The sequence below is a fragment of the Vibrio sp. ED004 genome (assembly GCF_023206395.1).
Taxonomy (GTDB): Bacteria; Pseudomonadota; Gammaproteobacteria; order Enterobacterales; family Vibrionaceae; genus Vibrio.
The window spans coordinates 3601886-3626255 of sequence record NZ_CP066149.1 but is presented as its reverse complement, the minus strand read 5'-3'; the positions used below and the strand labels follow the sequence as shown (position 1 = coordinate 3626255).

General features: G+C 42.9%; 36 protein-coding genes and 1 pseudogene. 34 read left to right on the top strand and 3 right to left on the bottom strand.

Translation table 11 applies throughout. The annotated features are described in order from the left end of the window. From ITG10_RS16650 to ITG10_RS16635, 4 genes are all read left to right on the top strand, one after another. A complete protein-coding gene (locus tag ITG10_RS16650; RefSeq protein ID WP_128644362.1) occupies positions 1-609 on the top strand; it encodes a sugar O-acetyltransferase in 609 nt (202 codons plus the stop codon). 284 nt (positions 610-893) lie between these two features. Then, complete coding sequence (locus ITG10_RS16645; RefSeq protein WP_017630820.1) at positions 894-1751, top strand: tyrosine-type recombinase/integrase; 858 nt, start codon at positions 894-896, stop codon at positions 1749-1751. Then, positions 1748-2839, top strand: a complete 1092-nt coding sequence (locus tag ITG10_RS16640) for a transposase (RefSeq protein ID WP_017630819.1) — start codon at positions 1748-1750, stop codon at positions 2837-2839. Before ITG10_RS16645 ends, ITG10_RS16640 begins: the two co-directional genes overlap by 4 nt. Before the next feature lie 295 nt (positions 2840-3134). After that, positions 3135-4268 carry a hypothetical protein gene (locus ITG10_RS16635; protein WP_017630818.1) on the top strand — a complete coding sequence of 378 codons (1134 nt, stop codon included), beginning with the start codon at positions 3135-3137 and terminating at the stop codon, positions 4266-4268. Between the two features lie 260 nt (positions 4269-4528). Here the strand turns inward: ITG10_RS16635 and ITG10_RS16630 are convergent, their stop codons facing one another. Then, positions 4529-5581: a transposase gene (locus ITG10_RS16630; RefSeq protein ID WP_026084310.1), complete on the bottom strand. Its 1053-nt coding sequence runs from the start codon at positions 5579-5581 to the stop codon at positions 4529-4531. Beyond that, positions 5578-6465, bottom strand: coding sequence for a site-specific integrase (locus ITG10_RS16625; RefSeq protein ID WP_017631401.1), 888 nt, complete (start codon positions 6463-6465; stop codon positions 5578-5580). Before ITG10_RS16625 ends, ITG10_RS16630 begins: the two co-directional genes overlap by 4 nt. A 200-nt stretch (positions 6466-6665) precedes the next feature. On the opposite strand from ITG10_RS16625, the gene ITG10_RS16620 reads away from it, so the two are divergent. The 28 genes and pseudogenes from ITG10_RS16620 to ITG10_RS16485 all read left to right on the top strand — a co-directional run bounded on the left by ITG10_RS16620 (position 6666) and on the right by ITG10_RS16485 (position 21613). Then, positions 6666-7316 carry a hypothetical protein gene (locus tag ITG10_RS16620; protein ID WP_017629697.1) on the top strand — a complete coding sequence of 217 codons (651 nt, stop codon included), beginning with the start codon at positions 6666-6668 and terminating at the stop codon, positions 7314-7316. A 188-nt stretch (positions 7317-7504) separates the two neighbouring features. Then, positions 7505-7843, top strand: a pseudogene (locus ITG10_RS26510) (aldehyde-activating protein). Between the two features lie 200 nt (positions 7844-8043). After that, on the top strand, positions 8044-8322 hold the full coding sequence (locus tag ITG10_RS16610) for a GNAT family N-acetyltransferase (protein WP_248386512.1): 279 nt from the start codon (positions 8044-8046) through the stop codon (positions 8320-8322). A 72-nt stretch (positions 8323-8394) separates the two neighbouring features. Continuing rightward, complete coding sequence (locus ITG10_RS16605; RefSeq protein ID WP_017629699.1) at positions 8395-8973, top strand: HD domain-containing protein; 579 nt, start codon at positions 8395-8397, stop codon at positions 8971-8973. 21 nt (positions 8974-8994) lie between these two features. Further along, on the top strand, positions 8995-9483 hold the full coding sequence (locus ITG10_RS16600; protein ID WP_017629700.1) for an ATP-binding protein: 489 nt from the start codon (positions 8995-8997) through the stop codon (positions 9481-9483). 76 nt (positions 9484-9559) lie between these two features. Then, positions 9560-9964 (top strand): DUF1801 domain-containing protein, encoded by a 405-nt coding sequence (locus ITG10_RS16595; RefSeq protein ID WP_017629701.1) that lies wholly within the window; start codon positions 9560-9562, stop codon positions 9962-9964. A gap of 166 nt (positions 9965-10130) precedes the next feature. Further along, complete coding sequence (locus tag ITG10_RS16590) at positions 10131-10484, top strand: tRNA-binding protein (RefSeq protein WP_017629702.1); 354 nt, start codon at positions 10131-10133, stop codon at positions 10482-10484. Positions 10485-10592: 108 nt separating this feature from the next. Then, positions 10593-11051 carry a GNAT family N-acetyltransferase gene (locus tag ITG10_RS16585; RefSeq protein WP_017629703.1) on the top strand — a complete coding sequence of 153 codons (459 nt, stop codon included), beginning with the start codon at positions 10593-10595 and terminating at the stop codon, positions 11049-11051. Between the two features lie 85 nt (positions 11052-11136). Further along, positions 11137-11586, top strand: a complete 450-nt coding sequence (locus tag ITG10_RS16580) for a DUF3291 domain-containing protein (protein WP_248386514.1) — start codon at positions 11137-11139, stop codon at positions 11584-11586. Positions 11587-11660: 74 nt separating this feature from the next. Continuing rightward, complete coding sequence (locus tag ITG10_RS16575; protein ID WP_017629704.1) at positions 11661-12092, top strand: DUF2000 domain-containing protein; 432 nt, start codon at positions 11661-11663, stop codon at positions 12090-12092. 45 nt (positions 12093-12137) lie between these two features. Beyond that, the gene (locus ITG10_RS16570) at positions 12138-12554 is read left to right on the top strand and encodes a GNAT family N-acetyltransferase (protein WP_017629705.1); all 417 of its coding nucleotides are present in this window, start codon (positions 12138-12140) and stop codon (positions 12552-12554) included. Between the two features lie 93 nt (positions 12555-12647). Next, positions 12648-13082 (top strand): GNAT family N-acetyltransferase, encoded by a 435-nt coding sequence (locus ITG10_RS16565; protein WP_017629706.1) that lies wholly within the window; start codon positions 12648-12650, stop codon positions 13080-13082. 60 nt (positions 13083-13142) lie between these two features. Beyond that, positions 13143-13478 carry a 5-carboxymethyl-2-hydroxymuconate Delta-isomerase gene (locus tag ITG10_RS16560; protein WP_017629707.1) on the top strand — a complete coding sequence of 112 codons (336 nt, stop codon included), beginning with the start codon at positions 13143-13145 and terminating at the stop codon, positions 13476-13478. Between the two features lie 67 nt (positions 13479-13545). Beyond that, positions 13546-13902, top strand: a complete 357-nt coding sequence (locus tag ITG10_RS16555; protein WP_017629708.1) for a hypothetical protein — start codon at positions 13546-13548, stop codon at positions 13900-13902. Between the two features lie 181 nt (positions 13903-14083). After that, complete coding sequence (locus ITG10_RS16550) at positions 14084-14437, top strand: hypothetical protein (RefSeq protein ID WP_128815148.1); 354 nt, start codon at positions 14084-14086, stop codon at positions 14435-14437. Between the two features lie 56 nt (positions 14438-14493). Further along, positions 14494-14859, top strand: coding sequence for a VOC family protein (locus ITG10_RS16545; RefSeq protein ID WP_017629710.1), 366 nt, complete (start codon positions 14494-14496; stop codon positions 14857-14859). A 35-nt stretch (positions 14860-14894) separates the two neighbouring features. Then, on the top strand, positions 14895-15371 hold the full coding sequence (locus ITG10_RS16540; RefSeq protein WP_017629711.1) for a GNAT family N-acetyltransferase: 477 nt from the start codon (positions 14895-14897) through the stop codon (positions 15369-15371). A gap of 38 nt (positions 15372-15409) precedes the next feature. Next, entirely contained in the window at positions 15410-15754 is a 345-nt protein-coding gene (locus ITG10_RS16535; RefSeq protein WP_017629712.1) for a hypothetical protein, read from the top strand. 58 nt (positions 15755-15812) lie between these two features. Continuing rightward, positions 15813-16241: a GNAT family N-acetyltransferase gene (locus ITG10_RS16530; protein WP_017629713.1), complete on the top strand. Its 429-nt coding sequence runs from the start codon at positions 15813-15815 to the stop codon at positions 16239-16241. A 35-nt stretch (positions 16242-16276) separates the two neighbouring features. Continuing rightward, entirely contained in the window at positions 16277-16684 is a 408-nt protein-coding gene (locus ITG10_RS16525; protein ID WP_017629714.1) for a GNAT family N-acetyltransferase, read from the top strand. Positions 16685-16752: 68 nt separating this feature from the next. Continuing rightward, positions 16753-17334, top strand: a complete 582-nt coding sequence (locus ITG10_RS16520) for an HD domain-containing protein (protein ID WP_017629715.1) — start codon at positions 16753-16755, stop codon at positions 17332-17334. Positions 17335-17492: 158 nt separating this feature from the next. Continuing rightward, on the top strand, positions 17493-17906 hold the full coding sequence (locus ITG10_RS16515; protein WP_017629716.1) for a GNAT family N-acetyltransferase: 414 nt from the start codon (positions 17493-17495) through the stop codon (positions 17904-17906). Between the two features lie 22 nt (positions 17907-17928). Continuing rightward, on the top strand, positions 17929-18327 hold the full coding sequence (locus ITG10_RS16510) for an OsmC family protein (RefSeq protein ID WP_017629717.1): 399 nt from the start codon (positions 17929-17931) through the stop codon (positions 18325-18327). A gap of 195 nt (positions 18328-18522) precedes the next feature. After that, the gene (locus ITG10_RS16505; RefSeq protein ID WP_017629718.1) at positions 18523-18780 is read left to right on the top strand and encodes a hypothetical protein; all 258 of its coding nucleotides are present in this window, start codon (positions 18523-18525) and stop codon (positions 18778-18780) included. A gap of 117 nt (positions 18781-18897) precedes the next feature. Then, entirely contained in the window at positions 18898-19344 is a 447-nt protein-coding gene (locus ITG10_RS16500; RefSeq protein WP_017629719.1) for a GNAT family N-acetyltransferase, read from the top strand. 89 nt (positions 19345-19433) lie between these two features. Continuing rightward, on the top strand, positions 19434-20438 hold the full coding sequence (locus ITG10_RS16495; RefSeq protein WP_017629720.1) for a S66 peptidase family protein: 1005 nt from the start codon (positions 19434-19436) through the stop codon (positions 20436-20438). A gap of 192 nt (positions 20439-20630) precedes the next feature. Beyond that, on the top strand, positions 20631-21086 hold the full coding sequence (locus ITG10_RS16490; protein WP_248386518.1) for a DUF302 domain-containing protein: 456 nt from the start codon (positions 20631-20633) through the stop codon (positions 21084-21086). 29 nt (positions 21087-21115) lie between these two features. Continuing rightward, complete coding sequence (locus ITG10_RS16485; protein WP_248386534.1) at positions 21116-21613, top strand: DUF6653 family protein; 498 nt, start codon at positions 21116-21118, stop codon at positions 21611-21613. 113 nt (positions 21614-21726) lie between these two features. On the opposite strand, the gene ITG10_RS16480 is transcribed toward ITG10_RS16485, so the two are convergent. Beyond that, entirely contained in the window at positions 21727-22686 is a 960-nt protein-coding gene (locus ITG10_RS16480; protein WP_017631901.1) for an NAD(P)H-dependent oxidoreductase, read from the bottom strand. A gap of 190 nt (positions 22687-22876) precedes the next feature. Between ITG10_RS16480 and ITG10_RS16475 the strand changes: the two genes are divergently transcribed. Both ITG10_RS16475 and ITG10_RS16470 read left to right on the top strand, forming a co-directional pair. Continuing rightward, positions 22877-23785, top strand: coding sequence for a LysR family transcriptional regulator (locus ITG10_RS16475; protein WP_017631900.1), 909 nt, complete (start codon positions 22877-22879; stop codon positions 23783-23785). A gap of 194 nt (positions 23786-23979) precedes the next feature. Further along, on the top strand, positions 23980-24369 hold the full coding sequence (locus tag ITG10_RS16470) for a DUF4440 domain-containing protein (protein WP_017631899.1): 390 nt from the start codon (positions 23980-23982) through the stop codon (positions 24367-24369). Position 24370: the final 1 nt, after the last annotated feature.

Here is a 24370-nt window from a genome sequence, read left to right as displayed (position 1 = left end):
ATGGATATAAAGGCTAAAATGCACAACCAAGACGTTTATTACTGTGATGACGTTGATCTGGTCGCCGAGCAAACACAATGCTTAGAAGTGCTTTACGATTTCAACCACACTCGCCCGAGTGAAGGTGACAAACGCCAACAAATTATGAAGCAACTGTTCGCAGAAGTTGGCGAGGGTTGCTACATAGAGCCGCCATTGCACGCCAACTGGGGGCGTCACACTCACCTAGGCAATAACGTATACGTAAACTTCAACCTAACGCTTGTTGACGACACCGACGTATTCATCGGTGATAACGTGATGATTGCACCTAACGTAACCATCGCGACAGGCACACATCCCATCAGCCCAGAACTTAGGCTCAAAGCCGCGCAATTCAATGTTCCTGTCCGTATCGGTAACAATGTATGGCTTGGCGCACACACCGTTGTTTTACCGGGTGTCACCATAGGTGAAAACTCGGTTATTGGAGCGGGCAGCATAGTCACCAAAGACATCCCGGCTAACGTAGTTGCCGTAGGTAACCCTTGCAAAGTGGTAAGAGAAATCAATGAACGCGACCGTGAGTACTACCACAAAGATCGCCGGATTCCAGACGAGCTTAAGTAAACTATCCTGACCAGATCCTTAATGTGGGAGTTTGGTCATACTAGACAGAAAGATTCTGCATTTTCTCTAACCCCGATGCTAGCTGTGATATAAGTCATTGTTATATAATGGCTAGATTGCATATGAAGTATGTGCAGTCGAAACTAGACAGAATTAATCTGTATTTAAGTACAGAATTTTTCTGTCTAATAGAGCTGTTGAACTAAGCCGCTTCGCGGAGGACTTTCCTCTCACTTACCCGATAGACGAAACTTATGATGTATCCATAGATTAAGGAATACATCATGAGCCCATTAAGACAACAACTTATCGATGAAATGGCGGTTCGCCGTTTTTCTCCGAAAACCCATGCAAGCTATTTACGTTGGGTTAAAGATCTATCTACTACTTACGAACTGTCCCCTGATTTACTCACCGATGAACAGATTGGTGCGTATTTACGTACGCTCACCACAGAGCGGAGCTTAAGTAGTAGTACTTGTGCTCAAGCTTTGAATGCCATCTTGTTCTTTTATCGTGCCGTTTTGAATAGAGAATTTGAAGAGCGACTGGTTCCCCCGATTAAACGTGCCAGTAAAATACCGGAGCTGCTTAATCGCGAGGAAGTAAGAAGTATCATTAGTCATTGTCGAAGTCTTAAATATCAGACCGCACTTGAAATGTGTTACGGGTGTGGCCGACGTGTCAGTGAGGTCGTAGGCTTGTACGTGAAAGACATCGATGGTACGGCGAAACGACTGCACATTCATTGTGGTAAAGGTAAAAAAGATCGCTTTGTTCCACTGGGTGATAGCCAACTGAATCATCTTCGAAATTACTGGCGTCATTATCACCCAACCGTAGTGCTGTTTCCCAGCCTAGAGCCCAAAAAGCCATTGGGTATTAGTTCTTTGCAGAAGTGCTTCAAAGCAGCAAAAGTTGAGGCAAACGTCAGAAAATTAGGAGGAATACACGCCTTGAGGCACGCTTATGCGACACATCAGCTTGAATCGGGCATGCCTTTGAATGTTCTGCAGCGTTACCTCGGACATTCGAATATCAAAACGACATTGAGGTACACCCATTGGATAGGTCATCACAACGAAAGCTCGGACGGAAGTAAGTTCGACTTAGTTGCTCAACTATGGGAGGAGAGCGAATGAACGCATTATCTCCTTACCAAGCCGTATTAACACAAGGCTTAGAAGAGCTTGATAAAAGCAAAGTCACACCGAGACAGTGGCAGGTGCTTAACCATTTAAGAGACTGCCGGACCGAGCGTATGGGCAGCTACGACTGGCGTTGTCAGCAATGTGGTCATGAAACGCGTTGGTACAGCTCTTGTCGAGACCGTCATTGCCCCAATTGCCAAGAGCAGATGAGACAGCAATGGCTAACAAAGCGAAGCCAAGATATTTTACCTGTGGCCTACCATCATATGGTTTTTACCTTACCTCACGAGTTCAATGCTTTGGTTAAAGCGCATTCTAAGGTGGTTTATCAATGCTTGTTTCACTCAGTGTGGGCAACGTTATGCGCGTTTGCTAATGAGCGGCATCATCTTGTTGGTCAACTTGGTGCATTGATGGTTCTTCACACTTGGGGAAGAAATCTGAGTCAACATACTCATATTCATTGCCTGTTACCGAGTGGGGTGCTTACAAAAGATCGGCAATGGCAACCGACAAGAAAAGAGAGTTACCTGCTTCCGGTTAAAGCCTTATCCGTTCGCTTTAAGAAAGAGATGTTATGTCGAGTAAGCGAGTTGATAGCAACGCACAGTAATTTATTAGAGGAAGCCGCTAGTAAGAGATGGGTTGTGTACAGTAAACCTGTACTCCACGAGCCTACAGCGGTAGTGGGTTATCTATCTCGGTATTGCAATCGTATCGGATTAAATCCCAACCAATTAAGTTATAACGTGGATGGCCGTATCACGATGAGTTACAAAGACTACCGAACCAATGGGACGCAAAGAATGTGTTGTAATGCGGGCGAGTTACTTCGACGCTTACTTTTACATGTGTTGCCTAAAGGGCTAATGCGAATACGCTACTATGGCTTTTTAGCTAATGCTGTACGGGTAAAAGCGATAGCGGAAATTAGGCAAAGCTTACGAAAGCGACCCGCAGAGAAATCGGAAGTGCTGAAAGAGAAACCTTGTTGTCCGAACTGCCATAGCAACAGCATGGTACTCGTGTGCATCAATATTAGACCTAGGATAGTCGTTTCAGAGCACCGACTGACCTAGTTGTCTGATTATAATGAATAAAATTATCGTTGTGTTATTGCGAGAGAGGGGCATTGTTCGCTTTTAAAAAGATTATGCAACGGGTATAGTCGCTGTAGATAAATTGGCGGCTAGAAGTGGAAAATGGACGGCTGACGGGGTACCGGTCTTAATGATAAGAGTAGAACGCAAGTCAGTCCTAAAAAGCAAATTCCATAGATAGAAGCGGCCAAGTCCAACAGGTATTTATCCATTGTGCTACGACAACGGATAAATACTTAAGCGTTAGCTTTATTTATCAATATCGGAGTCAGAATTGAATAAAACAGGTGGTATTCAATCGTATTGGAATTTGAGTTTAAGCCGTGAAAGCGGTGTAAAACCATATTCCATTTTTGAGGTTCCTTTATTTACCGATAGTTATATTACAGGTGAATTCAGAGAAGAGTCTGTGCCATATGATGTTTTAAACTTAATTCCATGGTACAGAAATAGCGGCGAAATTGCAGAAGCAATGATGTTAAGGGTTGAGTGGTTTCTCACCACTGAGCGCAGCTATGACTTAGATACCGATAGCTCATCATATCATGGTGGCTGGGCTCCAGATGAAATCGCAGCTTTGATGTCATTGATATTAGGCATTCGAGTCAAAGCTGGAGGGGTAGTAAGAGAGTACGGTGGTTTTAATTCAGACCCGCTTGGTACACCACGCTCTGCTGATAGAGTGGCTCCTAATTTCCCGTCTAGAATTGTTAAGCCGATAATCCCATCAGCTATCAAATCTGTAAATATTACTGATGCCTTTCCTTTTGGCACTTTACATAAACTTAGTGAAGATCATTATGTTGCTTTAATCCGTTGTGCAAGAATGTATCAAGATGCATTGTGGATGGTAGAAAGTGAGCCTGAACTAGCATGGTTAATGCTGATCTCAGCATTAGAAACGGCTGCTAACTTTTGGGATAAGTCGAATTATCTTCCATCGGAAAAATTAAAGGCGAGTAAACCAGAGTTATACATGGCGCTGGAGTCTCAAGGTGGTGAAGAACTTTGTAACTTGGTTGCTCTGCATATCGAAAAGTCTTTAGGGGCGACTAATAAGTTTGTTAAGTTCTGTCTGAATTACATGCCGGCAGAACCTAGAAAAAGACCTAGAGATTGGGCTCGAATTAAATGGTCAAAAACCAACTTTAGAAGCATTTTAACTATGCTTTACGGTTATCGTTCAAACGCATTGCATGGTGGCGTGCCATTCCCAGCCCCATTGTGTAGGGCTCCCTCCCAAACTGAAAAGGATATGCCACCTGCAGAAAAGGGGCTCTTGGGGCTAGCAAGTCACTCTTTAGGAGCAACTTGGTCATCAAAGGACTTACCAATCTCCGCTAACACCTTCTTTGAGTTTTCTCATGGGGTTCTTTTAAATTGGTTGAATGAGGCTATAGAACAATAAAGCTAACAAATAAGGATTAAGGTGTTGCGCAGCCAACACTAAATCCCGAGTGTTGAACAAGCCCGAAGCCACTTTATTAAGTAAATTGTACGATGAGTATGAAGGGCAAATCGCTTTGAGGCTTTTCTCAAGGCGAGCGAGGCCAAGATAAGGTTGCGATAGCAATCATATCAACCAGTTAGCTATTTTTCGTTTCTTTCGTCGTTACATCTCCTTTGTTTTCGTTGATGCCATTATCCTTATTATCAAATGCCTTTCGGCTAGATGGGTCGACTTACTCCAACACACGCCATCTGATGCTGACAGCAAGGGCATACTCGTATTGCTTTGGTTCTTATCGGTGCGGTTAGCGGCGGCATTATATAGAGCAAGTTCAATAACAACAGTTGAATGCGGGCTCTTAAGGCGTGTGCTTGACCACGTAAAAAACCGTAATCTCGTACTCGCTGCAACCCTTTGGGCAGCGCGTGCTGCAAAATGAGCAGTAAGAACTTCAGAGTGGGCAAGGTGCGCGTTCGCCATGCATTGGTCTGGCTCTCTTTATAGCGGAAGGTGACAGTATCATCGGTGATACTGATGATGTCTTCATCAGGCAGCACGCCGCGATAGAGGTAGCGAGCCAAATAGTTGAGTGCAGCCTGACCGTATCCCACTTGTCTGCAATCGACCACCCATTGTTTGGGTATGCCACTCGGCAGCCACAGCGTTGGGTGTTGATTAATGGTCTCTAGCATTCTTGCTCGCCATACTTTGGCCAAAGCAAACGCGTTGAAGAGGTAATGCTTGTTGCCTTTGTGCCACGTTTGCCTTGATGCGTCGTATTGGCCTGCCGCCACGATAATGTGCAGATGTGGGTGTAAGTTTCGTTGTCGGCTGTGAGTATGCAACACGGCAGTGAATCCCATTTCACCTTGCTGCTGCCTGTTGGCAAAATCCTTTAATACCCCTGATGCCACCTTAAACATACCGCTATATATCGCTTTAGGTTGATGTCTTGCTAAGACCCTTAGTTGATACGGCAAAGTGAAGGTCACCATGAAATAGTGAACAGGTAACCGCTTTTGCTGCTGACGTTGAAGCCAATCAGTGGTGGTACGTTGTTGGCACTGAGGGCAATGACGATGACCACAAGAAAGCGGTAATCGGTCATTGTGATGACAGTGACTGCAGAACCATTGTGAGCGACCTTGTTGTTCTGTTTTACAACGGAGCATCGCCCCAATGGCTCGATGCATATCGCCATTCATCTGCGCATAATAGTGACGTTTAAGCGCAGAGTGATGTTGGCGAAGCAGTTCAATAAAGGTACTCATGTAATGCTCCACGTTAAGTCTAGAGCATCAGTTAAATGATTGATGGCCATCGCAGCATCGTGTTGTTTTAGCGTAGTCATTCGGGTGTAACGAGCAGTGGTATTAAGGCTTGCATGACCCAGTAGCGTTTGTAGTGAACGCAGGTCTACCCCTTGCTCAAGTAAGTGCGTAGCGAAGCAATGTCTAAGTGAGTGGGGGCTGGCGTGTTTTTGGATTCCGCACTCTTTGAGTACAAGTTTCATGGTTTTTTGAATACCGCCACGATCCATGGGGGTGTCGCGACATGTACCAAGGCCAGGAAATAAGTAATAAGGGTGCTTATGGGTAAGCCAATGCACGCGAAGAGCTTTAAGCGTTCGCAGCGGAAGCGGCACCATTCGGTCTTTTCCGCCTTTTCCTTCGCGTATGTGAACGCGCATTGTTTGGCTGTCGATATCGTGAACCGTGAGGTTCAATCCTTCACCAAGGCGCAACCCCATGCTGTACAGAGTAAGAAAAAACACTTGATAACGTGTCTGTCGAGTGTGGCTAATCAGCGAGCTGACTTGTTGCGGTGTCAGTATGTCGGGCAGTCGTTTTACTTGTGGCGGCTTGACGATATTGAGCCATTCCCACTGTTTATCGAGCGTGTAACGATAGAAAAACTGCAAGCCATTACGATCGAGTTTTATGGTGCTCCACGAGTGGGTTTGAATAAGAGACGCGAAGAAGTGTTTGAGGTCAGAGGTCGTTAATGTATCAGGGGCTCGGTCGAAATGAGCGGTGATCCGACGAACCGCACGGGAATAGGCATCAATGGTCGCGGGTCGTTTACCTTGCAGCTTTAGGTTGGTAAGGTGTTGTTCATAAAGGGTGTTGTAGCGTTTTAAGTCATCGGGTTTCATGGGGTTACTCCTGTGAACGACCATCAGGGTGATGGTGTTACAAGAGTATGGTTTGCACTCGTTTTACTCTGCCGCGTAGCGGCTTCGTTCAACAAAGCGTTTAAGACAGACTCATAAACGCGTGCCATTTTCGCTTCGCTTCAATTCTGGCACACGTCCATTCGCCACTTAAGCGGGCGTTAGTTTAATAGGGAAACTTTATGAGAAGGCGTCTAAACGCAGATTCAATTTTTCAGGCGCTTGAGCCTAAGCTAAGAGTATTAATTGATAACTATGAAAGTGAAAGTATTTACGCGTTAGTTATTTCTGAAGGCGTTGTTTACATCCATACAGAAGCTGGTTTCAACAAAACTCTCAATGAGTACATTGATTGGTGGGATCAAGCAAACAAACCCTTAGACAGTTGGGAAGAGCTTGAAGAATACGAAGAGGATAAGTTAGATACTTGGTCTGATTTGGACGGAATTATAGATACACAAATTCAAGAGAAAGTTAAGGCAGATGAATCTGATTTGACCGGTACGCATAAAGTTGAGTTGTTGAGGTTGATTAACGCTGAGCGCGAGATAAATAGGTTAGAGGACACATATAGGTCCGAAGAGACCCGTGAACGAGTGAGGAAAAATATCGGAGATTGGAGTAACCGTTATGCTATCGCACTTTATGGCATGTCTGGCTATGATGAAGCGGCATATGATGAGCATTATGAATTGAGTGACGATGATCAAAAGTTAAGCGAGTATGGAGTCGCAATGCATACTTTACTCGAGCTTATTACGTCTAGCGATCTTTTCAAACGAGTGAACTTATCTTCTGACTTTTATCACTGTACGCAAGAGCACAACTATTAAACTAACTGTTTAAGAGTGATTTGTAACGCTTGGCATTTTCACTATACGTTGGTTTTAGTATTTAAGGTGATTTGCGGCGGTTATTGCATTGCTCACCCTTTAACAGCTGCGTTAGCTGCGCAGGGAAGTTTCGTGGCAGCATTACTAACGCCTTTACTTGGCTTGATGTGAATACAGGGATTTTTTGGATGGAATTAAAGTGTCACTGTGGAAACGTAAGTTTGATATTAAGTTCGCTCCCTAAAGAAGTTGGCGAGTGTAACTGTTCTATTTGTCGTCGTTATGCCGCGGCTTGGGCTTACTTTTCTCCCGAGTAAGTTCAAATCAATATGATTGAACAAACTGATTTTTACTGTTGGGGAGACAAAGAAGTAGAGTTTCACCGCTGCAATTCATGTGGCTGCCTAACGCATTATGTAACAACGCAGAAATGCTCCGAAGATATTTTAGCAGTAAATATGAGAATGGCTGAAAACGAAGTTATCTCGCGTATTCCTGTTCGTAAGATCAATGGCGCATCGTATTAAGTCCCAAACAATAAAATGGAACAGATTTTCAATGTTCGGCAATTTGGGGCTGAATCGGCTTTTAGCGCAGTTGTTTATACCACTCTTATTTGGGTAAGCTGTCAGCAGAGTAAACACGTAAATTGAGTGTTCGGGGATTCATGATTTCGTACCAGCAAACAAAAGATCTATCAGCTTCGGCGAAGATTACTTTTTTAAATATGCGTTCTTACTATGAGCAATACTCGGTCGAATGGGATTGCGTTAAGATCGAAGAGCAAATTCGCGATTTGACCAACTTTGATATTTTGCTCAATGGCGAAATCGTTGGTGCGCTTGCCTTTGCTGAATGTGAACGTTTAGCGGTTGAATTAGGTGTAAATCGACTGAAGTTACGAGTCTTTAAAATTAGCCCAGCATTCCGACTTTATGAAAGAGTGGGCTTTGTAGTTGATAGCTCTGATGATAGGTTCTACAACATGTCCAAAAAGTTCTTCTAGCCAACTGTTGGTGTTAAATGAGGTTCTCACACTTGGCACCAAGTGCACTATGAATTCACCGGAAATAATGTGATGAAAAATATAGAAATTGAAGGCGTCTTGGAGTTTTTAAGAGGTGCAGAGCAGCTTAAGAACACATTGCGAACAGCTCGTACTTCAAATGGTCGACATGAAAGTACCGCTGAACACACTTGGCGTTTATGTTTAATGGTGATGATGTTCTCAGAGCAGTACCCACATCTTGATTCACTTAAATTAATCAAGATGTGCATCATTCACGACTTGGGTGAGGCCATTGGTGGTGATATTGCTGCCATTGAACAAGTAGAAGGTTCGAATAAAGGAGAGCAAGAAAGGCTGGACCTGATTACCTTGATTGCGCCTCTCCCTGATAAGTTGCAACAAGATATTCTTGTGCTTTGGGATGAATACGAAAACGCGTCATCAGAAGAAGCAAAGTTAGCTAAAGCTCTCGATAAAATCGAAACCTTGCTACAACATACACAAGGGAAAAACCCAGATAACTTTGATTATGGTTTCAATCTGTATTATGGCAGAAAGTACACTGACAGCGATGAACTTACAGCTTCGGTACGTGCCATCATAGACAAAGACACAGAATCTTTAGCATCAGCAAATAACACGCTTTAAAGACAAGGGTAACGAGAAACCATGACTAAAATCTATTTCGTGTGTGGCTTTATTGGGTCAGGAAAAACGACTTATTCCAAGCAGCTTGCAGATAAATATGGCGCTTTTCGTTTTTCAATTGATGAGTGGATGATTCATTTGTATGGCGAGCATATGGAGCGTGAGGTATTTGATCAACGTTTAGCTACGCTTCAAGATTTATTCAAAGAATCGGCGCAGCAACTATTTACTCTTGGCGTTCCTGTTATTTTTGACTTCGGTTTTTGGCGTAAAGTCGATCGAGAAAACTTTACAAATTGGGCTGAAAAGTTGGGTGTTGAAAGTGAGGTTCATTACCTTGATGTTCCGTTTGATACTTGTAAACAGAGAGCAGTTGCACGTAATTCCGAGTTGCATGGCAAGTCATACGAAATGACGCCGGAGATGCTCGAATTGTTTTGGTCGTGGTTCGAGATCCCAGCACCAAACGAAGACGTTGTTCGGGTTCAGCGTGACGGCCAATTGAAGTAATAACTAAGCATGTAAAGCTGATTTATAATGTGTGGTATTGAGCTCGGATTTAAGGTTACTGGACTAGGAGGTTTCAATGGACAAGGCAGTCAAAGATCGTTTCGAAGAGTATCCAGTAAATGCTCGAATTCGGCTTGCAGAGTTACGAGAACTTATCTTCAAACTATCATCCGATTTGCAGTTGGGCGAAGTCGAAGAGTCGTTGAAGTGGGGAGAACCCAGCTACAGCGTAAAGACAGGTAGCCCAGTTCGAATCGACTGGAAATTGAAATCACCGAATAACTATTATCTGTATTTTCACTGCCAAACCAAGTTGGTAGACACCTTTCGAGAGTTGCATGGTGATGTATTGCGGTTTCAAGGAGATAGGGCAATTGAATTGCGCTTATCCGATCCGCTGCCAGAGCCCGAAATTAAACATTGCCTAGAACTTGCCTTAACTTATCACCAACGAAAACACCTACCGCTTCTGGGCTCGTGATGTTTTATCACGAAGTATCTGCTTTATCTCACCAATCGAGAAAGTTGTTCGGCGTCTCGTTAAAGACTAATTGTTCAGCACTACGAGTGCCAAAAGATAATAAAGAATTTATGATGGACTCTTAACGCTTGGTATTTTCTGCTTAAGTCTTCATGAGGATAGAAACATGGAACACGCTCCAATCAAAGATGAAATCACATTTGATGATTTCGCGAAAATCGACATTCGTGTGGGTTTAATCACCGAGGTTTCTGAAGTCGCTAAATCCGATAAGTTAATGAAGCTGACAGTAGATTTTGGCGATCATCAACGTTCAATCTTGGCGGGTATAAAGCAAGAGCGAGAAAACCCGAAGGAAATTGAAGGCAAGCAAGCGTTGTTTGTCGTGAACTTGCCAGAAAGAAAGATGGCAGGTGAAGTGTCTCAAGGAATGTTGTTCGACATCGGCTACGAAGACAAACTGCAACCGTGCTTGGCTTGCCCTGAAAACGAAATGCCCAATGGTGCTAGAGCGGGTTAACGAACAGAGCATTGAAGCGGAATATTCCATACGTACTTCTGTTTAAGATTGGGTGTCTATTGCTTGAGAGATATTTTATGTATTGGTTAAATAGGGAAATTAACTATCATGTACTTAAGATTAGCTGAACCTTATGAGCTCGATATCGTTTATCTAATGGGCTTCGATGTATGGGGTGATGGCCTTTCTTTAGATGAATATTTATCTTGTTGTCGTAACAGTGGTAAATATTTCAGGGGAACATGGTATGTACTGGTCGAAAAGGAACAAGTTGTCTCTGCTCTCATTGTTTACAGCGGCACGTTCGGTCTTCAAGAAGGTAGTTTCGGTTTAGGTTCTGTGGCGACTCCTCCAACCCTAAGACGCAAAGGTTATGGTTCCAAGTTAGTTAACTTAGTAAAAGCTGAGTTATTCGCTCATCAAAATTGTGAGGTTTTATACCTGCATAGTGATATCGACCAACAGTTTTATAAACGACTTGGATTTGTCAGTGTTGAAGGTTCTGATTGTATGTATATTGCGAGTGATGACGCCGAGTTCAAAGGCTCAATGCCAGACTACTTCTAGATTCCATTATCAAACATGATATTTTAGTCACACACACCATAAAACGTTCTCTATTTTTATCATAATCATTCAAGGAAGAAGCATTGTGAAATTAGCTCAATTAAATATTGCTCTAGCGAAGTACGCTTTAGATGCACCAGAAATCAAAGACTTTGTCGACAATCTGGATAAGGTAAATGCTATAGCTGAAAGCAGTGAAGGCTTTGTTTGGCGTCTCAAAGACGAATCTGGTGATGCGACCAACATTAAAGCTTTTGATGATCCGAATATGATCGTCAATATGTCGGTTTGGGATTCTGTGGACTCTTTAAAGAACTTTATGTTTAGAACTCATCATCGTGACTTCATGCGAAGAAAAGGTGAGTGGTTTCATCGCTTAGCGGAAGACACCTATGTGCTTTGGTGGGTTGAAGATGCACACATTCCAAGTCTTGATGAAGCGATTGAGCGGTTAGAGCACCTAAGAGAAATGGGTGATTCGCCTTATGCGTTTACATTCAAAACCAATTTTACAGAGTCAGAAGCTCCTAGATGAAGCACTTGCAATGTCTACACCTCGGTAATACGTTATAAAGCTAATGTATTGCCGCCAACAATTAAGGGAACGCAGTGAGCACTTTGCCAGATGAAAACCAGAAACGATTTATTGCTGTTTTAAGTAAGAAGATGGATTTGGGAAGAACGCTGAATGTACTAGGGCATTTGAGTGTTGGCTTGTCGAATCAATTGAATGAGGGTGAAACCTGTTACGTTGACTATCAAGATATGGATGACGGCACTCACCCTAATTTGTCTCATTATCCTTTCATTGTTTTGAAAGCCGACAATTCGAACAAGCTTCGAAAAGTACGTGAAGAGGCCATTAGCCGCGGTATCAAATTCACTGATTTCACGAGCACGATGATCGAAGGTGGTTCTGTCGAGCAACAACAGAGAACGAAAGAAACCAAAGAGGCGGATCTAGAATATTTAGGTGTATGCCTATTTGGTGACACTGAAACCCTCCGCGAATTTACCAAGAAGTTTAGCCTTTATAAGTAAATTTTGGTTCACACCGTCAAACGTTTATCCCGGATTAGTAAAAACATGGAATACAAACTCGATATTGAGCCATCAGACAAGGACATCAACGAAGTCCGAAGTGGTTTAATTAAGCACAACACGCCATTTCTGGAAGGTATACCCAAATCTCAAGTGGGTTACTATGCCTTGGAAGGTGATAATAAAGTCGGTGGCATTATCGCTGATCTTTGGGGAAATTGGTTGTTGATTAAGTTTCTTTGGGTAGACGACTCGATGAGAGGGAAACAAGTGGGAGGAAAGCTTCTACAACTCATTGAAGAGTACGCGCAAACCCAAGGCTGTACATCGTCACTTGTCGACACTTTAAGCTTTCAAGCCAAGCCTTTCTATGAAAAACATGGCTATGAATGCCAAATGGTGTTGGAGAATTACCCAGTAGACTCATCACTGTCGTTTCTTACTAAGACGCTCAACGGGTAGCTTACTTACCAATTTGCTCAGTAACAGGTTAAAGAGTAAGTCGCGCGTTATTAATTACTGCTAATAAATATTGCTCGAAACAAGGAGAGTGGAGTGGTTAAGATTCGAGAGATGCACATCGAAGACTATGAGTCTGTCATCAACCTATGGTGTCAAACTGAAGGTATGAGCATTCGCGATGCTGATTCAAAAGAGAGCATTGCAAGCTATCTAGAACGTAACGCGGGGTTGAGTTTTGTCGCGGAATCTAATGAAACGATTGTTGGTGCTGTATTAGTGGGTACTGATGGTCGTAGAGGCTATCTACAACACCTCGCTGTGGATACCAATTTCAGAGGGCAGAAACTTGGCTGTCAGCTCGTATCGGAAGCGGTTAATGCGCTTACTGGGCTAGGTATCCCCAAAACACACTTGTTCGTATATAACGACAATATTAATGCGCAACAATTCTATGAAAAGTTGGGATGGTTTCCCAGAGATGAAGTTCGCATGTATTCCTACAATAGCTCGAGTAACAATAACGTTTAATTAATTGGTGTCGCTAAGTGCTGGTGGCACTTCACATTGTATGTATTTAAGGATTTAGTTTTGCCTCATTGTATTATCGAACATTCCTCTACGATCAAACCGGATCAGCTGAACAACAAAGTATTTTTAGGAGCATTGAACTCCGGCTTATTTGAGGCTGACGGACGAGACATTAAAGTTCGAAGTGTTGCTTATGAGCACTACCAAACAGGTACAACCAAAGAAGATTTTATTCACGTTACACTGCGTATATTGTCCGGTCGTAGCGATGCAAATAAAGCCACTTTATCAAACACAGTCATGACGCAGTTAGAGTCTTTGTCATTGGTGGATGCCTCCATTACGATAGAAGTGGTCGATATGGATCGAAGCAGCTACAGCAAGGTTATTGTATAGCTCTGATAATCGCTTGGACTCACTGGGCATTGTACTCACACTAAAATTTAGCCATAGGAGCATGGGAATGCTGTTTGACCGAAAATCTGAGCCTTCAGTTGATGGCGCTGAATTATGCTCTGAGCTGATCGATTTCTTAACCGAAATTGCGAGTGAATTTGAAAGTAAACTTGTTCCGGATTTGTCGTACATCGATGAAATGGCACATGTCGTTAACGGCATTAATATCAAAAACGTGGTCCATGTGAGCGAGAATCAATATCGACTTGAGTATTCATTTGATTGGGAGCTTTTTCTAGGTTGTTCAGATAGGAATGAAACCGATGTGGAAAATGGGCGTGTGCTGTTTACACTGGAAGACAATAACGTCCTCAAGTTTAATTTTCCTGACAATAGCTCTCGCGATACACGTGATGAGTTTTAATCTCGCCAGTTAGATGTTGGCTTATCAATCAATTCAAAATTTCGAATAGACCATTTACGCATGGCACTTTTCTATCGAAGCATGGTCATATGCTTCGAACTATCCATTCAGAATACTGCTCTCGTTGCTATGGCTAGCGCAGAATCAATTACCGCATTATAAAAACGAATAAATGAAAAATATGAAATCAATATTATTAACATCAGCTTTAATGGTGTTGGTCGGCTGTTCCGATCAAGTGACGAATGAATATTCAACTTATGCAGAAGCGAAAAGCGACAACCTGTTTGATAGAGCGTGGTTGCCAGATATTCTTCCAGAATCGACAACGAGTATCGAGGTTACCAATGACCTGGATAACAACAGTTCGAATGGCCAATTCGTTCTAGGGAGTGCCGCGATAGATGGTTTTCTTACTATGGTCGAACCAACGCAGAGTGAAGACCAGTATCGTTATGTCGAAGGAAGCAACGAATGGACTTTCACGCTAACCGATAAAGGACATGTGACGTACACTTTGAGCACTCAAGAGTAGGTTACTAATCGCATTTGTTGGAATTAATTTTTGGTAACGTAAGTTAGGAGAAGATCTTGAACCCGATAGCAATCCTGATCCATGTCCCTAGCGTTGAGCAAGGGTTATGTTGGTACAAAAAGGCTTTTCCAGATGCTGTTGCCATTTATCATCCAGACTCCGACTTTACGGTTCTAGACATAAATGGTTTCTCGATTGAAATTGTACAGGCAGATAAGAAAGTCGGGTTTGGCAAAAAGGGAACGGTGCTGTATTGGTCAGTAGATAACTTTGATAAAGCGCTTATGCGTTTTCAATCCATTGGAGCGAAATTATATCGAGGGCCAATGGAGATCGAAGACGGACTCATTATGTGCCAAGTAGAAGACCCTTTTGGTAACTTAATTGGATTACGGGGTATTAGCGCTAACACCGTTTCTTAATCATGGACAATCAGATAGATAAAAAAGGAATAATAATGATAACTATCGAAAGGCTTAACGACTCTCATGTAGCGTCAGTTCGCGATATTCAGTTGGCGGATGACCAAGTGAAATTTGCGGGAACAGCCGCCGAGTTTTTGCTAGATGGCAGCGACACGACACATTTACATGTCATCAAGTCTGATAATAACGTTGTTGGTTTCTTTAAACTCGATATCGCTTACTCTACTCACTATGAATTCTGTCCAGAGGGAAGCCTTGGGTTGAGAGCATTTGTCCTTGATAAAAACCAACAAGGTAAGGGGCTCGGCACTGGAACAGTAAGAGCTCTGTTTCCGTATCTTAAAGCAAATTACGCAAAGTATGACTGGGTTTACTTAACGGTCAATTGCAAGAATCCCGCAGCATTTGACTGCTATAAAAAAGGTGGCTTTGAAGATACGAATGCTCAGTATTTGGGTGGGGCTGCTGGTCCACAATCCATAATGCGTGGTGCAATTAAAGAGAGCTAACTAAAGCGGAATAACATAGAGAATTAGAAGGAAAATCGATGAAAGTTCAATACCTTGAGATTGTAACCCCTGATGTAGATACCGTTTGCGCTACATATTTTCAAATCTATAACGTCAAGTTCAGTGATGCCGATATGAACCTTGGAGGCGCTCGCACTGCCAAATTGTCTAACGGTGGAGTTATTGGTATCAGAGGGCCACTTCGTGAAACCGAAGAGCCTGTTGTACGTCATTACACGTTAGTTGAAGATATTCAATCAGCGGTGAATGCAGCAGAAAAGCTCGGAGCTGTTGTTGCAGTACCTCCAATGGAGTTACCACGTCACGGGATGTGTGCGATTGTCATTCAAAGTGGCGTTGAACTTGGTTCTTGGCAACTGTAAATGGAAGGGTGTGTAAGCTTTAACCTTAATCCTATTAATACGTATTTGTAGGAACTACATGGAAGTCAGAAAATATCAACCCAAGTATTTAGCTGCTTTACGGGTACTCTATCTAGAATCAAGACAGAACACCTTTCATTGGGTAGATGCTAACGATTTTAAATTGTCTGATTTTGACCAAGATACAGAGGGTGAGCAAATGTGGATGGCTGTTTCTGGCGAAAAGGTTTTAGGTTTTGTTTCCGTTTGGGAACCTGAGAGCTTCATCCATCACCTCTATGTTTGCCCTCAAGCGCTACGTTCTGGTGCGGGCTCTGCTTTACTCAATACCCGCAAGCAACGTTACTCAGTTCTGAAACTGAAGTGTTTAACTTCAAATGAAAACGCCATTGGCTTTTATCACTCGCAAGGTTTTGTAATCTCGTCCACTAAGGGAGAGGGTTTAGAGCGTTATCACTTAATGACGTACCAACCTCAGATATCGTAACCAAAGTAATCAAGTCGGAAGTTTAAAGAGCGAATATGGAAATTAGAAAGATTTCAGCGACAGAGGTGCTTCCGGTTAGGCACCAGGTTTTATGGCCTGATAAACCAATGTCGTTTTGTATGGTGCCAGGTGATGAACATGCCACGCATTATGGTGCGTTTGTCGGTGAGCAATTAGTTTGTGTTGCATCCGTTTATGTCCAAAGCAAGGAAGCAAGGCTGCGTAAGTTCGCTACATTGCCCGAATTTCAAGGGCAGGGTGTGGGATCTAAAGTGATCGCACATGCCATCAAAGACCTGCAAGCGTTCAATGTAAGTTACTTTTGGTGTGACGCTCGAGCCTCTGCTTTAGGTTTTTATCAAAGGTTCGGGATGGCAGTTGAGGGAAGTGAATTCGAAAAATCGGGTGTCTCTTATTACAAAATGGCTGTCCATTGGGGTTAATGACTCTCGCTGATTGCGCTAACCGTTTACCTATCTAAACTCATCAACTCAACTTAAGGAAGACCATCGTGGAAGACATTAAAGGCATTCTTCAATTCATGGCTGAAATCGAAAAGCTAAAGGATGTTCATCGACAAACAAAACCGGTTGGATTGGATCGATATGAGAATTCGGCTGAGCACAGTTGGCACGTCTGTTTAAGCGCGCTTATGTTGAAAGACTATGCCAACGAAGATATTGATATTACGCGAGTGATGAAGATGCTTCTGATTCATGACCTAGGAGAAATCGACGCAGGCGACACGATCATCTACGCTAGTGAGACCGAAGAAAACAAACTCAAAGAGAGGAACTGTGTCGAGCGCCTACTTAAGTCATTACCTAGCACTTTAAGAACCGAGTATTTAGAACTATGGCTTGAATTCGAAGCGGGAGAGTCACCGGAAGCGAGATTTGGTAAAGCGATTGATAGAGTGCCCCCTTTACTTCATAACATTCATGGTGGTGGTCATAGCTGGAAGAAGCACAACATATCCAAAGATAAGGTAATGACTTTTAACAGTGAGCGCATTTCTAAGGGCAGTAAGGCGCTATGGAGTGAACTCGAGGTGCAGCTCGAAATGGCAGCAGAACAAGGGTTACTGAAGTAGGTTCGAATGTACCTTGGGCTACAAGTGTCTCTTACTGACTTAATCAAATTATCGCCGCTCGCTTTCTAGAATGTGACATTCTGTTCAAAATATCGCGATACTGTTTATTTATACAGCTGTGGTGTGTATTCTCTATTTCCGACATAAGGAGTAGATAAATGACCATTAAATTCGAAGAAAAAGTCCCTAGCCCAAGCGAGTTTTGTGAGATGCGAGTTAAAGCCAAGCTTTCACCTAAATCACTTAAAGCCGCCAAGATTGCGTTGCCTAATAGCTTGTATGGCGTTTCCATTCGAGATGGTAATAAGCTCATCGCAATGGGACGTGTTGTCGGTGATGGTGCATGTAACTTCGAGATTGTCGATGTAGCAGTAGACCCTGTATATCAAGGGCAGGGCTTAGGCAGAAAAGTAATGGAATACATCGATCGTTACCTTTCTTCTGTTGCGCTAGAAGGTTCGTATGTTTCAATGATTGCAGACGAGCCAGCGTTTTACGAGAAGTTGGGTTATAAGCTTGTCTCACCGGCTTGCCAAGGAATGACAAAGAAGTTCCAAGCCAATATTGCGTAAATTAATAAGCGAGTAATAACGTATGAGTATCAAAGTTCAGTGGAATCGTGAGTGTCAGTTTAAAGTCACAACAGAAGGTGGGTTCAGCTTTGATATCGATGCCACTAGCAATACCGCTCCGTGTCCAACTGAAGTGTTACTGTCAGCGCTTGGCGGGTGCAGTGCGACAGATGTCGTTTTACTGTTGCAGGAAAAAGGATTCGAAGTCGAGGCTTTAGAAAACTCGGTGACACATACATTAACCGACGACGAACCTCGTTTATACAAAACGGCGAATTTGCATTTTACTGTGAAGGCGAAGGGTGTGTCAGAAAGCGATGTCCTTTCAGCCGCTCAAGAAGCCGTTGCCAAGCATTGTCATGTTTGTTTGATGCTTCAACCTACAATCGAGATCACTTGTTCTGTTGAAGTTGCAGCTTAACGCTGACTCACCTAGGCTCATCAATTCGATTAACCGTAACAGTAATAGATTCATGACACATGGTATTATTACCCTGTGTCTGCTCCTTCAATTTAACCTTCTGATAAAAATTCCTTTTCAAATAATAAGTTAGAGTCTCCTACGATTACTTGTTACCATGCGATCAACTTTATAGATGTTAGTTGGCACATATAAATGATTGATAATAAATACATTAAGCACCCATACCATTGTGAAACCTGTCATTCATTGACTCCGCACGTGCCTGCCAGTCGTTTAGATTCTGAAACAAAAGCGGAAGCTGAATCAGAAGCCAGGCAGTGGAAGATAGGAATCTTGATAGAATATTTGATGACGCTGTTTTTTAAAGATGACAAGCACGCTTCAAGTTTCTTTATTGATCAGGAAGCACAATACCAATGCGAGAAGTGCGGCACTAAGTCGTGGCATTGATAAGTATTAAGCTTGTCTTATCACAGAGCGTTTTTTTGAGATTTAAACCTGTTAGTAATCAGATTCTTAGATTACAGTAACCTGACTATGTGAGTGTTCAGGCGTTTAGAGGTTGAAATGGAATATGTAGAACTTGAGCCACGCGAAATCCCAATGGCATTGTTACTTGAAGCTGATCCATCAGAAGACAGTATTGAGTCATACCTAGATGAGTCATGGTGTTACGCTGCCAAGCAAGACAATCAAATTCTTGGTGTCTGCGTTGTTAAACTCATTGGTGAAAATGTCGCGGAAATTTTCAACGTGTCAGTCAGCCCTGCTCATCAACAACAAGGTATTGGCTCAAAGGTGTTGGCCTTCGCATTGAAGCAGCTCGCTCGACATGACGTTAAGCGCGTTGAATTAGGGACGGGTACCTTTGGTTATCAGCTTACTTACTATCAACGAGCAGGCTTTCGAGTCGATTCAGTCATCATGAATCATTTCATCGATCATTATCCAGAACCGATCTTCGAAAATGGCATTCAACATCAAGATATGTTGAGGCTCTATATCGAACTCTAAGAACGTCTACACATAAGTTCTAGCATTAAAAATGACGAGTCTGAAAAGATTAAAATAGCGGTTCCTTATTGTTATGGAGGACAAAGGAAGTGATATACCCAAAGGTTTTAAACATAGGTGACAAAATTGGATTTTTCTCACCGTCTTCTCCTGCGACTGTGTTCGCTCCTAATAGGTTCGATCGAGCTAAAGATTATCTTGAAGCGAAAGGCTTCACCTTGGTTGAAGGTTCATTAACTGGGAAGTCTGACTGTTATCGTTCTGGTTCAATTCAAGCAAGAGCCGAAGAGTTAAACCAACTGATTCGTGATCCTGAAGTTCGCTGCATCATGTCGACGATTGGTGGCAATAATAGTAATTCTTTACTTCCGTATATTGATTACGAGGCGCTAAGAAAGAATCCGAAGATCATCATCGGATACTCAGACGTCACCGCATTGTTATTGGCGATTTATGCCAAAACGGGGTTAGTGACTTTTTATGGCCCAGCACTGGTCGCATCATTTGGTGAATTCCCGCCGTTAGTCGACGAAACCTTCCAATCATTTAGTGGCTTTTTGTGCTCAGGCACGAGCCAACATCAATACACCATGCCCAAGGTATGGACGGACATCAAACACGATTGGGAGACACAAAACTCAGCCAAACCCGTCTATGAAAACGAATGGTATTTCATCGGTAATGGTAAGGTAAGTGGTCGCGTGATTGGTGGTAATCTGAGCACGATGGCTGGGATATGGGGTAGTCAATACATGCCGGAAATTCGCGATGGCGATATTCTCTTAATTGAAGACTCATTAAAAGGTATTGAGACGATTGAGCGTTCATTTGCTCACTTATTAGCATGTAGCATATTCGATAAGGTGGGCGCTATCGTTCTCGGAAAGCACGAGTTGTTTGATAACAAAGGGACAGGACGCACACCACTCGACGTACTTCTTGAAGTTCTAAATGGAAAAGACATTCCGATACTGTATGGATTTGACAGTTGTCACACTCATCCAATGCTCGTGACACCGATTGGTGTTCAAGGTGTGATTGATTTTGATGAGCATACCTTTGAGCTGCACGGACCTTGGGTCTCTGACTCTTAACATCTCAAAGTATTAGAACAGTTAGGTACAACTATTAGGTACAAGCAATTGCATGATAATAAGACGCATTAGAAAGGTGATCCTCTCGGCAAACTGAGGTTTGAAACAAGTCTATACTGAGGAAGGTTACGCCACGACGTTAAGATGGCGCGATAAACGTATGTTTAATTAGGTTAAATCTCAGAGGTAACAATGAAAAAACTACTACCCCTATGCGCCATTTTGCTTTCGGCATCCTTTTCAGTCGCCGCTTCTGACGGTTTGATAAAGTACCAAAGTAATTATTCAGTGAAAGAGACAGCCGACCGCTTTGAAGAGATAGCAAAAAGCAAAGGCCTGACATTGTTTGCGAGAATCGACCATCAGAAAAATGCGAGTAACGTTGATCTTGAACTCAGACCAACCGAGGTCATTATTTTCGGTAATCCAAAAGTCGGCACGCCATTAATGCAATGTGCTCAAGAGGTCGCTATTGATTTGCCGCAGAAGGTGTTGGTAAGTGAAGACGCGAACAAGAAAGTGTGGCTATCTTACAACGATCCTAATTACTTACTAAACCGCCACGCAATTAACGGTTGTGATGAAGTGATTAAGAAAATATCTAGCGTTCTAAGTAAACTGTCCGAAGCTACGATTGCAAAAAAGTAACCAAGTGAATGTAAAGCGCGAGTGCTGTGATGAAGTTTTTTGAAAAGATGATGGTGATGAGTGAAGATAGCTGGGCTCGTCATTCGAATCCACTCAGTGTATATACTCGCGTTCCTTGCTTATCTCTGCTCTCGCTAGCCATTTGGTCGAGAGAATACATTGGTTTCTACTCCATATTTTTCATCGGCTTGGCTTTGTTTTGGATTTGGTATAACCCAAGAGCGTTTGGTGTGCCCAAAAGCACAAGCAACTGGGCATCCAAAGCGGTATTTGGTGAACGGATATACTTAGACAAAGCACAGCTCGATATCCCACAACATCATTTAACGGCGGTTCGCGTCATCAGCACGTCGATGGCACCGGGCTTGCCAATCTTGTTCTATGGTTTGTACCTCAATGACCTGTGGCTTATCGCGTTTGGCAACTTCTGGGTCTTGGTACTTAAGTTGTGGTTCTTAGATCGAATGGTGTGGCTGTTTGATGATATGAAGGCGTCGAACGCTCAATTTAAGGCCTGGGAATATTAACGGGCTACGTGATTCAATGCGTGACTCAAAATAATGGTAACAGGGACAGCAGATATCACTCACTGCTGTCCGACTGTATTCATTGACCGCTAGATTATTCTTTGTTTCAAGATCTAAGCTAACGCGACCACTTCATATTCGTGAATCTTCACGCTGTTGTTTTCATCAACAGAGACCAACCAAGTTTCGTTCACCACAAGCTCCACGGCTTCACCTTTCATTGGCGAGTCTGGGTATGTGTCTGCTTTAAGTCTTACATGCAGGCTCACTTTATACTGCGAACCCAATGGCTTGATCTCTAATTGTTCAATTTCATGAGAACAGTTTGGTTTGAAGGTCGAACGCACGATTGAATACCAATCTTTAAATCCTGCGTGACCAACAAATTTGCCTTCTGGCATGTTGAACACGACATCAGATGCGAGTGACGGAATAAACTGCGCGTCTTGCTCTGGTAGTGTGTCTAACTGCTCAAACCAACCTGATACAAACTTGCGAACCAGTTGCTCGCCCGATTGAGTAACACTGCGGATTTGCTCCATTAGACGAGATGCATGGTCTTTCGCGCGTGCTTGAACCTCTTCGAGTTTGTTATACACGTTAGGGATGTACACCATACGATGCGTGTAAACCGGAGCGTGATAGTTCATGTTCGCAAGGTACGCGGTTTGTTGTAATGGGAACATGAACTGTTCAATCGTAAAGTGGTTATAGCTTAAAGGGTCATAAGACTCTTTGGGACCACCTACCGTGAAAGAGAGGAAGAAGTCTTTACCTTTTAGCTTGTTTCCTTCTGGGCCAAACGCAAAGTTAAAGGTCATCACATCGTCTAACCATTTCTTTAATAATGCAGGCACCGAGTACCAGTAGAACGGGAACTGCAGCACAACCACGTCAGCTTCAATTAACGCAGCTTGCTCGGCTTCAACGTCAATTTTGTAATCTGGGTAAAGCGTGTCTAAACGTCGAACAGACACATCGTTCATCTCTGTTTCTAACGTATCGATGATTAACGTATTAGTGTATGACTCAGCTAGGTTAGAGTGGCCTGAAATAACAAGTGTTTTGCTCATGGTGACTGTCTCATTGTTCGTAATTGATGAAGCAATCATAAGCGTGTTTGGTTGTAAGTTTTAGATGATGAATAGCTAAATAACTCTTAGGCTACACTTAATAATGGGTTGTGGTAAGTTAGCTATATTGAACGAAGTGACGTCTATTGAATAACGAGCGTCGACTAAATAAAACGGTAGGTAATAAACGATGAAGGGAGCGACATACAACCAACTGACGATGTTCCATGCCATTGTCAGTGAGGGTTCTATTTCTGGGGCCGCACGCCAACTTGAGGTGGCGCCTGCATCGGTGAGCCAATCTTTAAAAGCACTCGAACAACAGCTTGGTTTGCCTCTGTTTATTCGCACGACCAGAAGAGTGGAACTTACCGAAGCGGGTAGAACCTTATATACAAGAACCGTCGATGCAATAAGCGACTTGAATGTTGCCATGGAGAGCGTCGCAGATCTTAGTCGTAATGCTTCAGGGCATGTATCCATTACGCTTCCGCGCTTTGCTTATAAGCAGTGGATAGAGCCTATCTACGCTGAATTCTGTCTCCTTTATCCAGGCATTCAGTTGGAGATTTCAATTTCTGATGCGACTGTCGATATCCTAAAAAACGGGATTGATTTAGGTATTCGGTTTGGAGATAAAGTCGAAGAGGGAATGATAGCGAAACCTATCACACCAAGGTTAAAAGAAGCCTTGTTTGCATCGCCAAGTTACCTAGAAAAGCACGGAATGCCTGAAAGCATCGAGGGCTTATCACAGCATAAGTTGATTCAATATCGGTTTATCACGTCGAATAAGCTCGCGTTATTGCCACTCATGGATAATGAAAATACGGTGCACGTAAATGTTGAGACCGCGATGACGGTAAATGATACCGATATAATGATCGACGCAGCCAAGAAAGGGCTTGGTATTGGCCGTTTGCTCGAACCCATGGTGGAAAACGAGCTTAAGTCTGGTGAGTTGGTACCGATACTAGAACACTGTTGGAGTGACAATGTCGGTCTCTATTTATATTTTCATCGCAACACGCAAAAAGCGCGTCGAGTTCGGGTTCTTATCGATTTCTTATACGAAAAGCTATTAGGAAAGTCCGTTTAATTAATGTCGCTATCTATTTCTTCTTCGGTCGTTATCAACCGGTAGTACGACCATTGAAAGTAGAAAAGACGAGAGACTCACTTCAAGTCATTATTACTTTCTGACTCAACTCTGACTTTGTATCTCCAACAGGATGGAGTATGTTAATTAATGTTGTTTACATATTCATATGCCTTAATAAAGATGGAGAAGTTATGACTCACCCGATAATCGAACAAATCAGAAAAGCTGACAATGCCATCGTGGCAGAAGACTTTGACACACTACTTGGTATTTATACCGATGATGCGATTTTGGTTGTTGAGCCTGGCAAAAATGCCGAAGGTAAAGCGGCGATTCGTACTGCTTTCGAGGCGATTGCTGTTTATTTCAAGAACGGTCTGCAAGTAAAACAAGACGGTATGGAAATCCTTGAAACAGGAGATACTGCACTGGTATTGGCAAACACGGTACTGTCTGCGCCGAATCACCCTGAGTTTGTCCGTAAAGCGACTTATGTGTTTAATAAGGGTGAAGATGGTATTTGGTTATGCTCAATCGATAACTCGTACGGCCATGACATTATTGCCAAGTCTCAACAATAAA

Coding starts and splice junctions, on each gene's coding strand:
- ITG10_RS16470 (WP_017631899.1), top strand. CDS start 23,980: ATGACTCACCCGATAATCGAACAAATCAGAAAAGCTGACAATGCCATC.
- ITG10_RS16625 (WP_017631401.1), bottom strand. CDS start 6,465: ATGAAACCCGATGACTTAAAACGCTACAACACCCTTTATGAACAACAC.
- ITG10_RS16620 (WP_017629697.1), top strand. CDS start 6,666: ATGAGAAGGCGTCTAAACGCAGATTCAATTTTTCAGGCGCTTGAGCCT.
- ITG10_RS16510 (WP_017629717.1), top strand. CDS start 17,929: ATGAGTATCAAAGTTCAGTGGAATCGTGAGTGTCAGTTTAAAGTCACA.
- ITG10_RS16590 (WP_017629702.1), top strand. CDS start 10,131: ATGGAACACGCTCCAATCAAAGATGAAATCACATTTGATGATTTCGCG.
- ITG10_RS16630 (WP_026084310.1), bottom strand. CDS start 5,581: ATGAGTACCTTTATTGAACTGCTTCGCCAACATCACTCTGCGCTTAAA.
- ITG10_RS16500 (WP_017629719.1), top strand. CDS start 18,898: ATGGAATATGTAGAACTTGAGCCACGCGAAATCCCAATGGCATTGTTA.
- ITG10_RS16555 (WP_017629708.1), top strand. CDS start 13,546: ATGCTGTTTGACCGAAAATCTGAGCCTTCAGTTGATGGCGCTGAATTA.
- ITG10_RS16550 (WP_128815148.1), top strand. CDS start 14,084: ATGAAATCAATATTATTAACATCAGCTTTAATGGTGTTGGTCGGCTGT.
- ITG10_RS16530 (WP_017629713.1), top strand. CDS start 15,813: ATGGAAGTCAGAAAATATCAACCCAAGTATTTAGCTGCTTTACGGGTA.
- ITG10_RS16595 (WP_017629701.1), top strand. CDS start 9,560: ATGGACAAGGCAGTCAAAGATCGTTTCGAAGAGTATCCAGTAAATGCT.
- ITG10_RS16645 (WP_017630820.1), top strand. CDS start 894: ATGAGCCCATTAAGACAACAACTTATCGATGAAATGGCGGTTCGCCGT.
- ITG10_RS16475 (WP_017631900.1), top strand. CDS start 22,877: ATGAAGGGAGCGACATACAACCAACTGACGATGTTCCATGCCATTGTC.
- ITG10_RS16600 (WP_017629700.1), top strand. CDS start 8,995: ATGACTAAAATCTATTTCGTGTGTGGCTTTATTGGGTCAGGAAAAACG.
- ITG10_RS16540 (WP_017629711.1), top strand. CDS start 14,895: ATGATAACTATCGAAAGGCTTAACGACTCTCATGTAGCGTCAGTTCGC.
- ITG10_RS16515 (WP_017629716.1), top strand. CDS start 17,493: ATGACCATTAAATTCGAAGAAAAAGTCCCTAGCCCAAGCGAGTTTTGT.
- ITG10_RS16485 (WP_248386534.1), top strand. CDS start 21,116: ATGAAGTTTTTTGAAAAGATGATGGTGATGAGTGAAGATAGCTGGGCT.
- ITG10_RS16480 (WP_017631901.1), bottom strand. CDS start 22,686: ATGAGCAAAACACTTGTTATTTCAGGCCACTCTAACCTAGCTGAGTCA.
- ITG10_RS16650 (WP_128644362.1), top strand. CDS start 1: ATGGATATAAAGGCTAAAATGCACAACCAAGACGTTTATTACTGTGAT.
- ITG10_RS16490 (WP_248386518.1), top strand. CDS start 20,631: ATGAAAAAACTACTACCCCTATGCGCCATTTTGCTTTCGGCATCCTTT.
- ITG10_RS16525 (WP_017629714.1), top strand. CDS start 16,277: ATGGAAATTAGAAAGATTTCAGCGACAGAGGTGCTTCCGGTTAGGCAC.
- ITG10_RS16610 (WP_248386512.1), top strand. CDS start 8,044: ATGCGTTCTTACTATGAGCAATACTCGGTCGAATGGGATTGCGTTAAG.
- ITG10_RS16605 (WP_017629699.1), top strand. CDS start 8,395: ATGAAAAATATAGAAATTGAAGGCGTCTTGGAGTTTTTAAGAGGTGCA.
- ITG10_RS16535 (WP_017629712.1), top strand. CDS start 15,410: ATGAAAGTTCAATACCTTGAGATTGTAACCCCTGATGTAGATACCGTT.
- ITG10_RS16640 (WP_017630819.1), top strand. CDS start 1,748: ATGAACGCATTATCTCCTTACCAAGCCGTATTAACACAAGGCTTAGAA.
- ITG10_RS16585 (WP_017629703.1), top strand. CDS start 10,593: ATGTACTTAAGATTAGCTGAACCTTATGAGCTCGATATCGTTTATCTA.
- ITG10_RS16570 (WP_017629705.1), top strand. CDS start 12,138: ATGGAATACAAACTCGATATTGAGCCATCAGACAAGGACATCAACGAA.
- ITG10_RS16505 (WP_017629718.1), top strand. CDS start 18,523: ATGATTGATAATAAATACATTAAGCACCCATACCATTGTGAAACCTGT.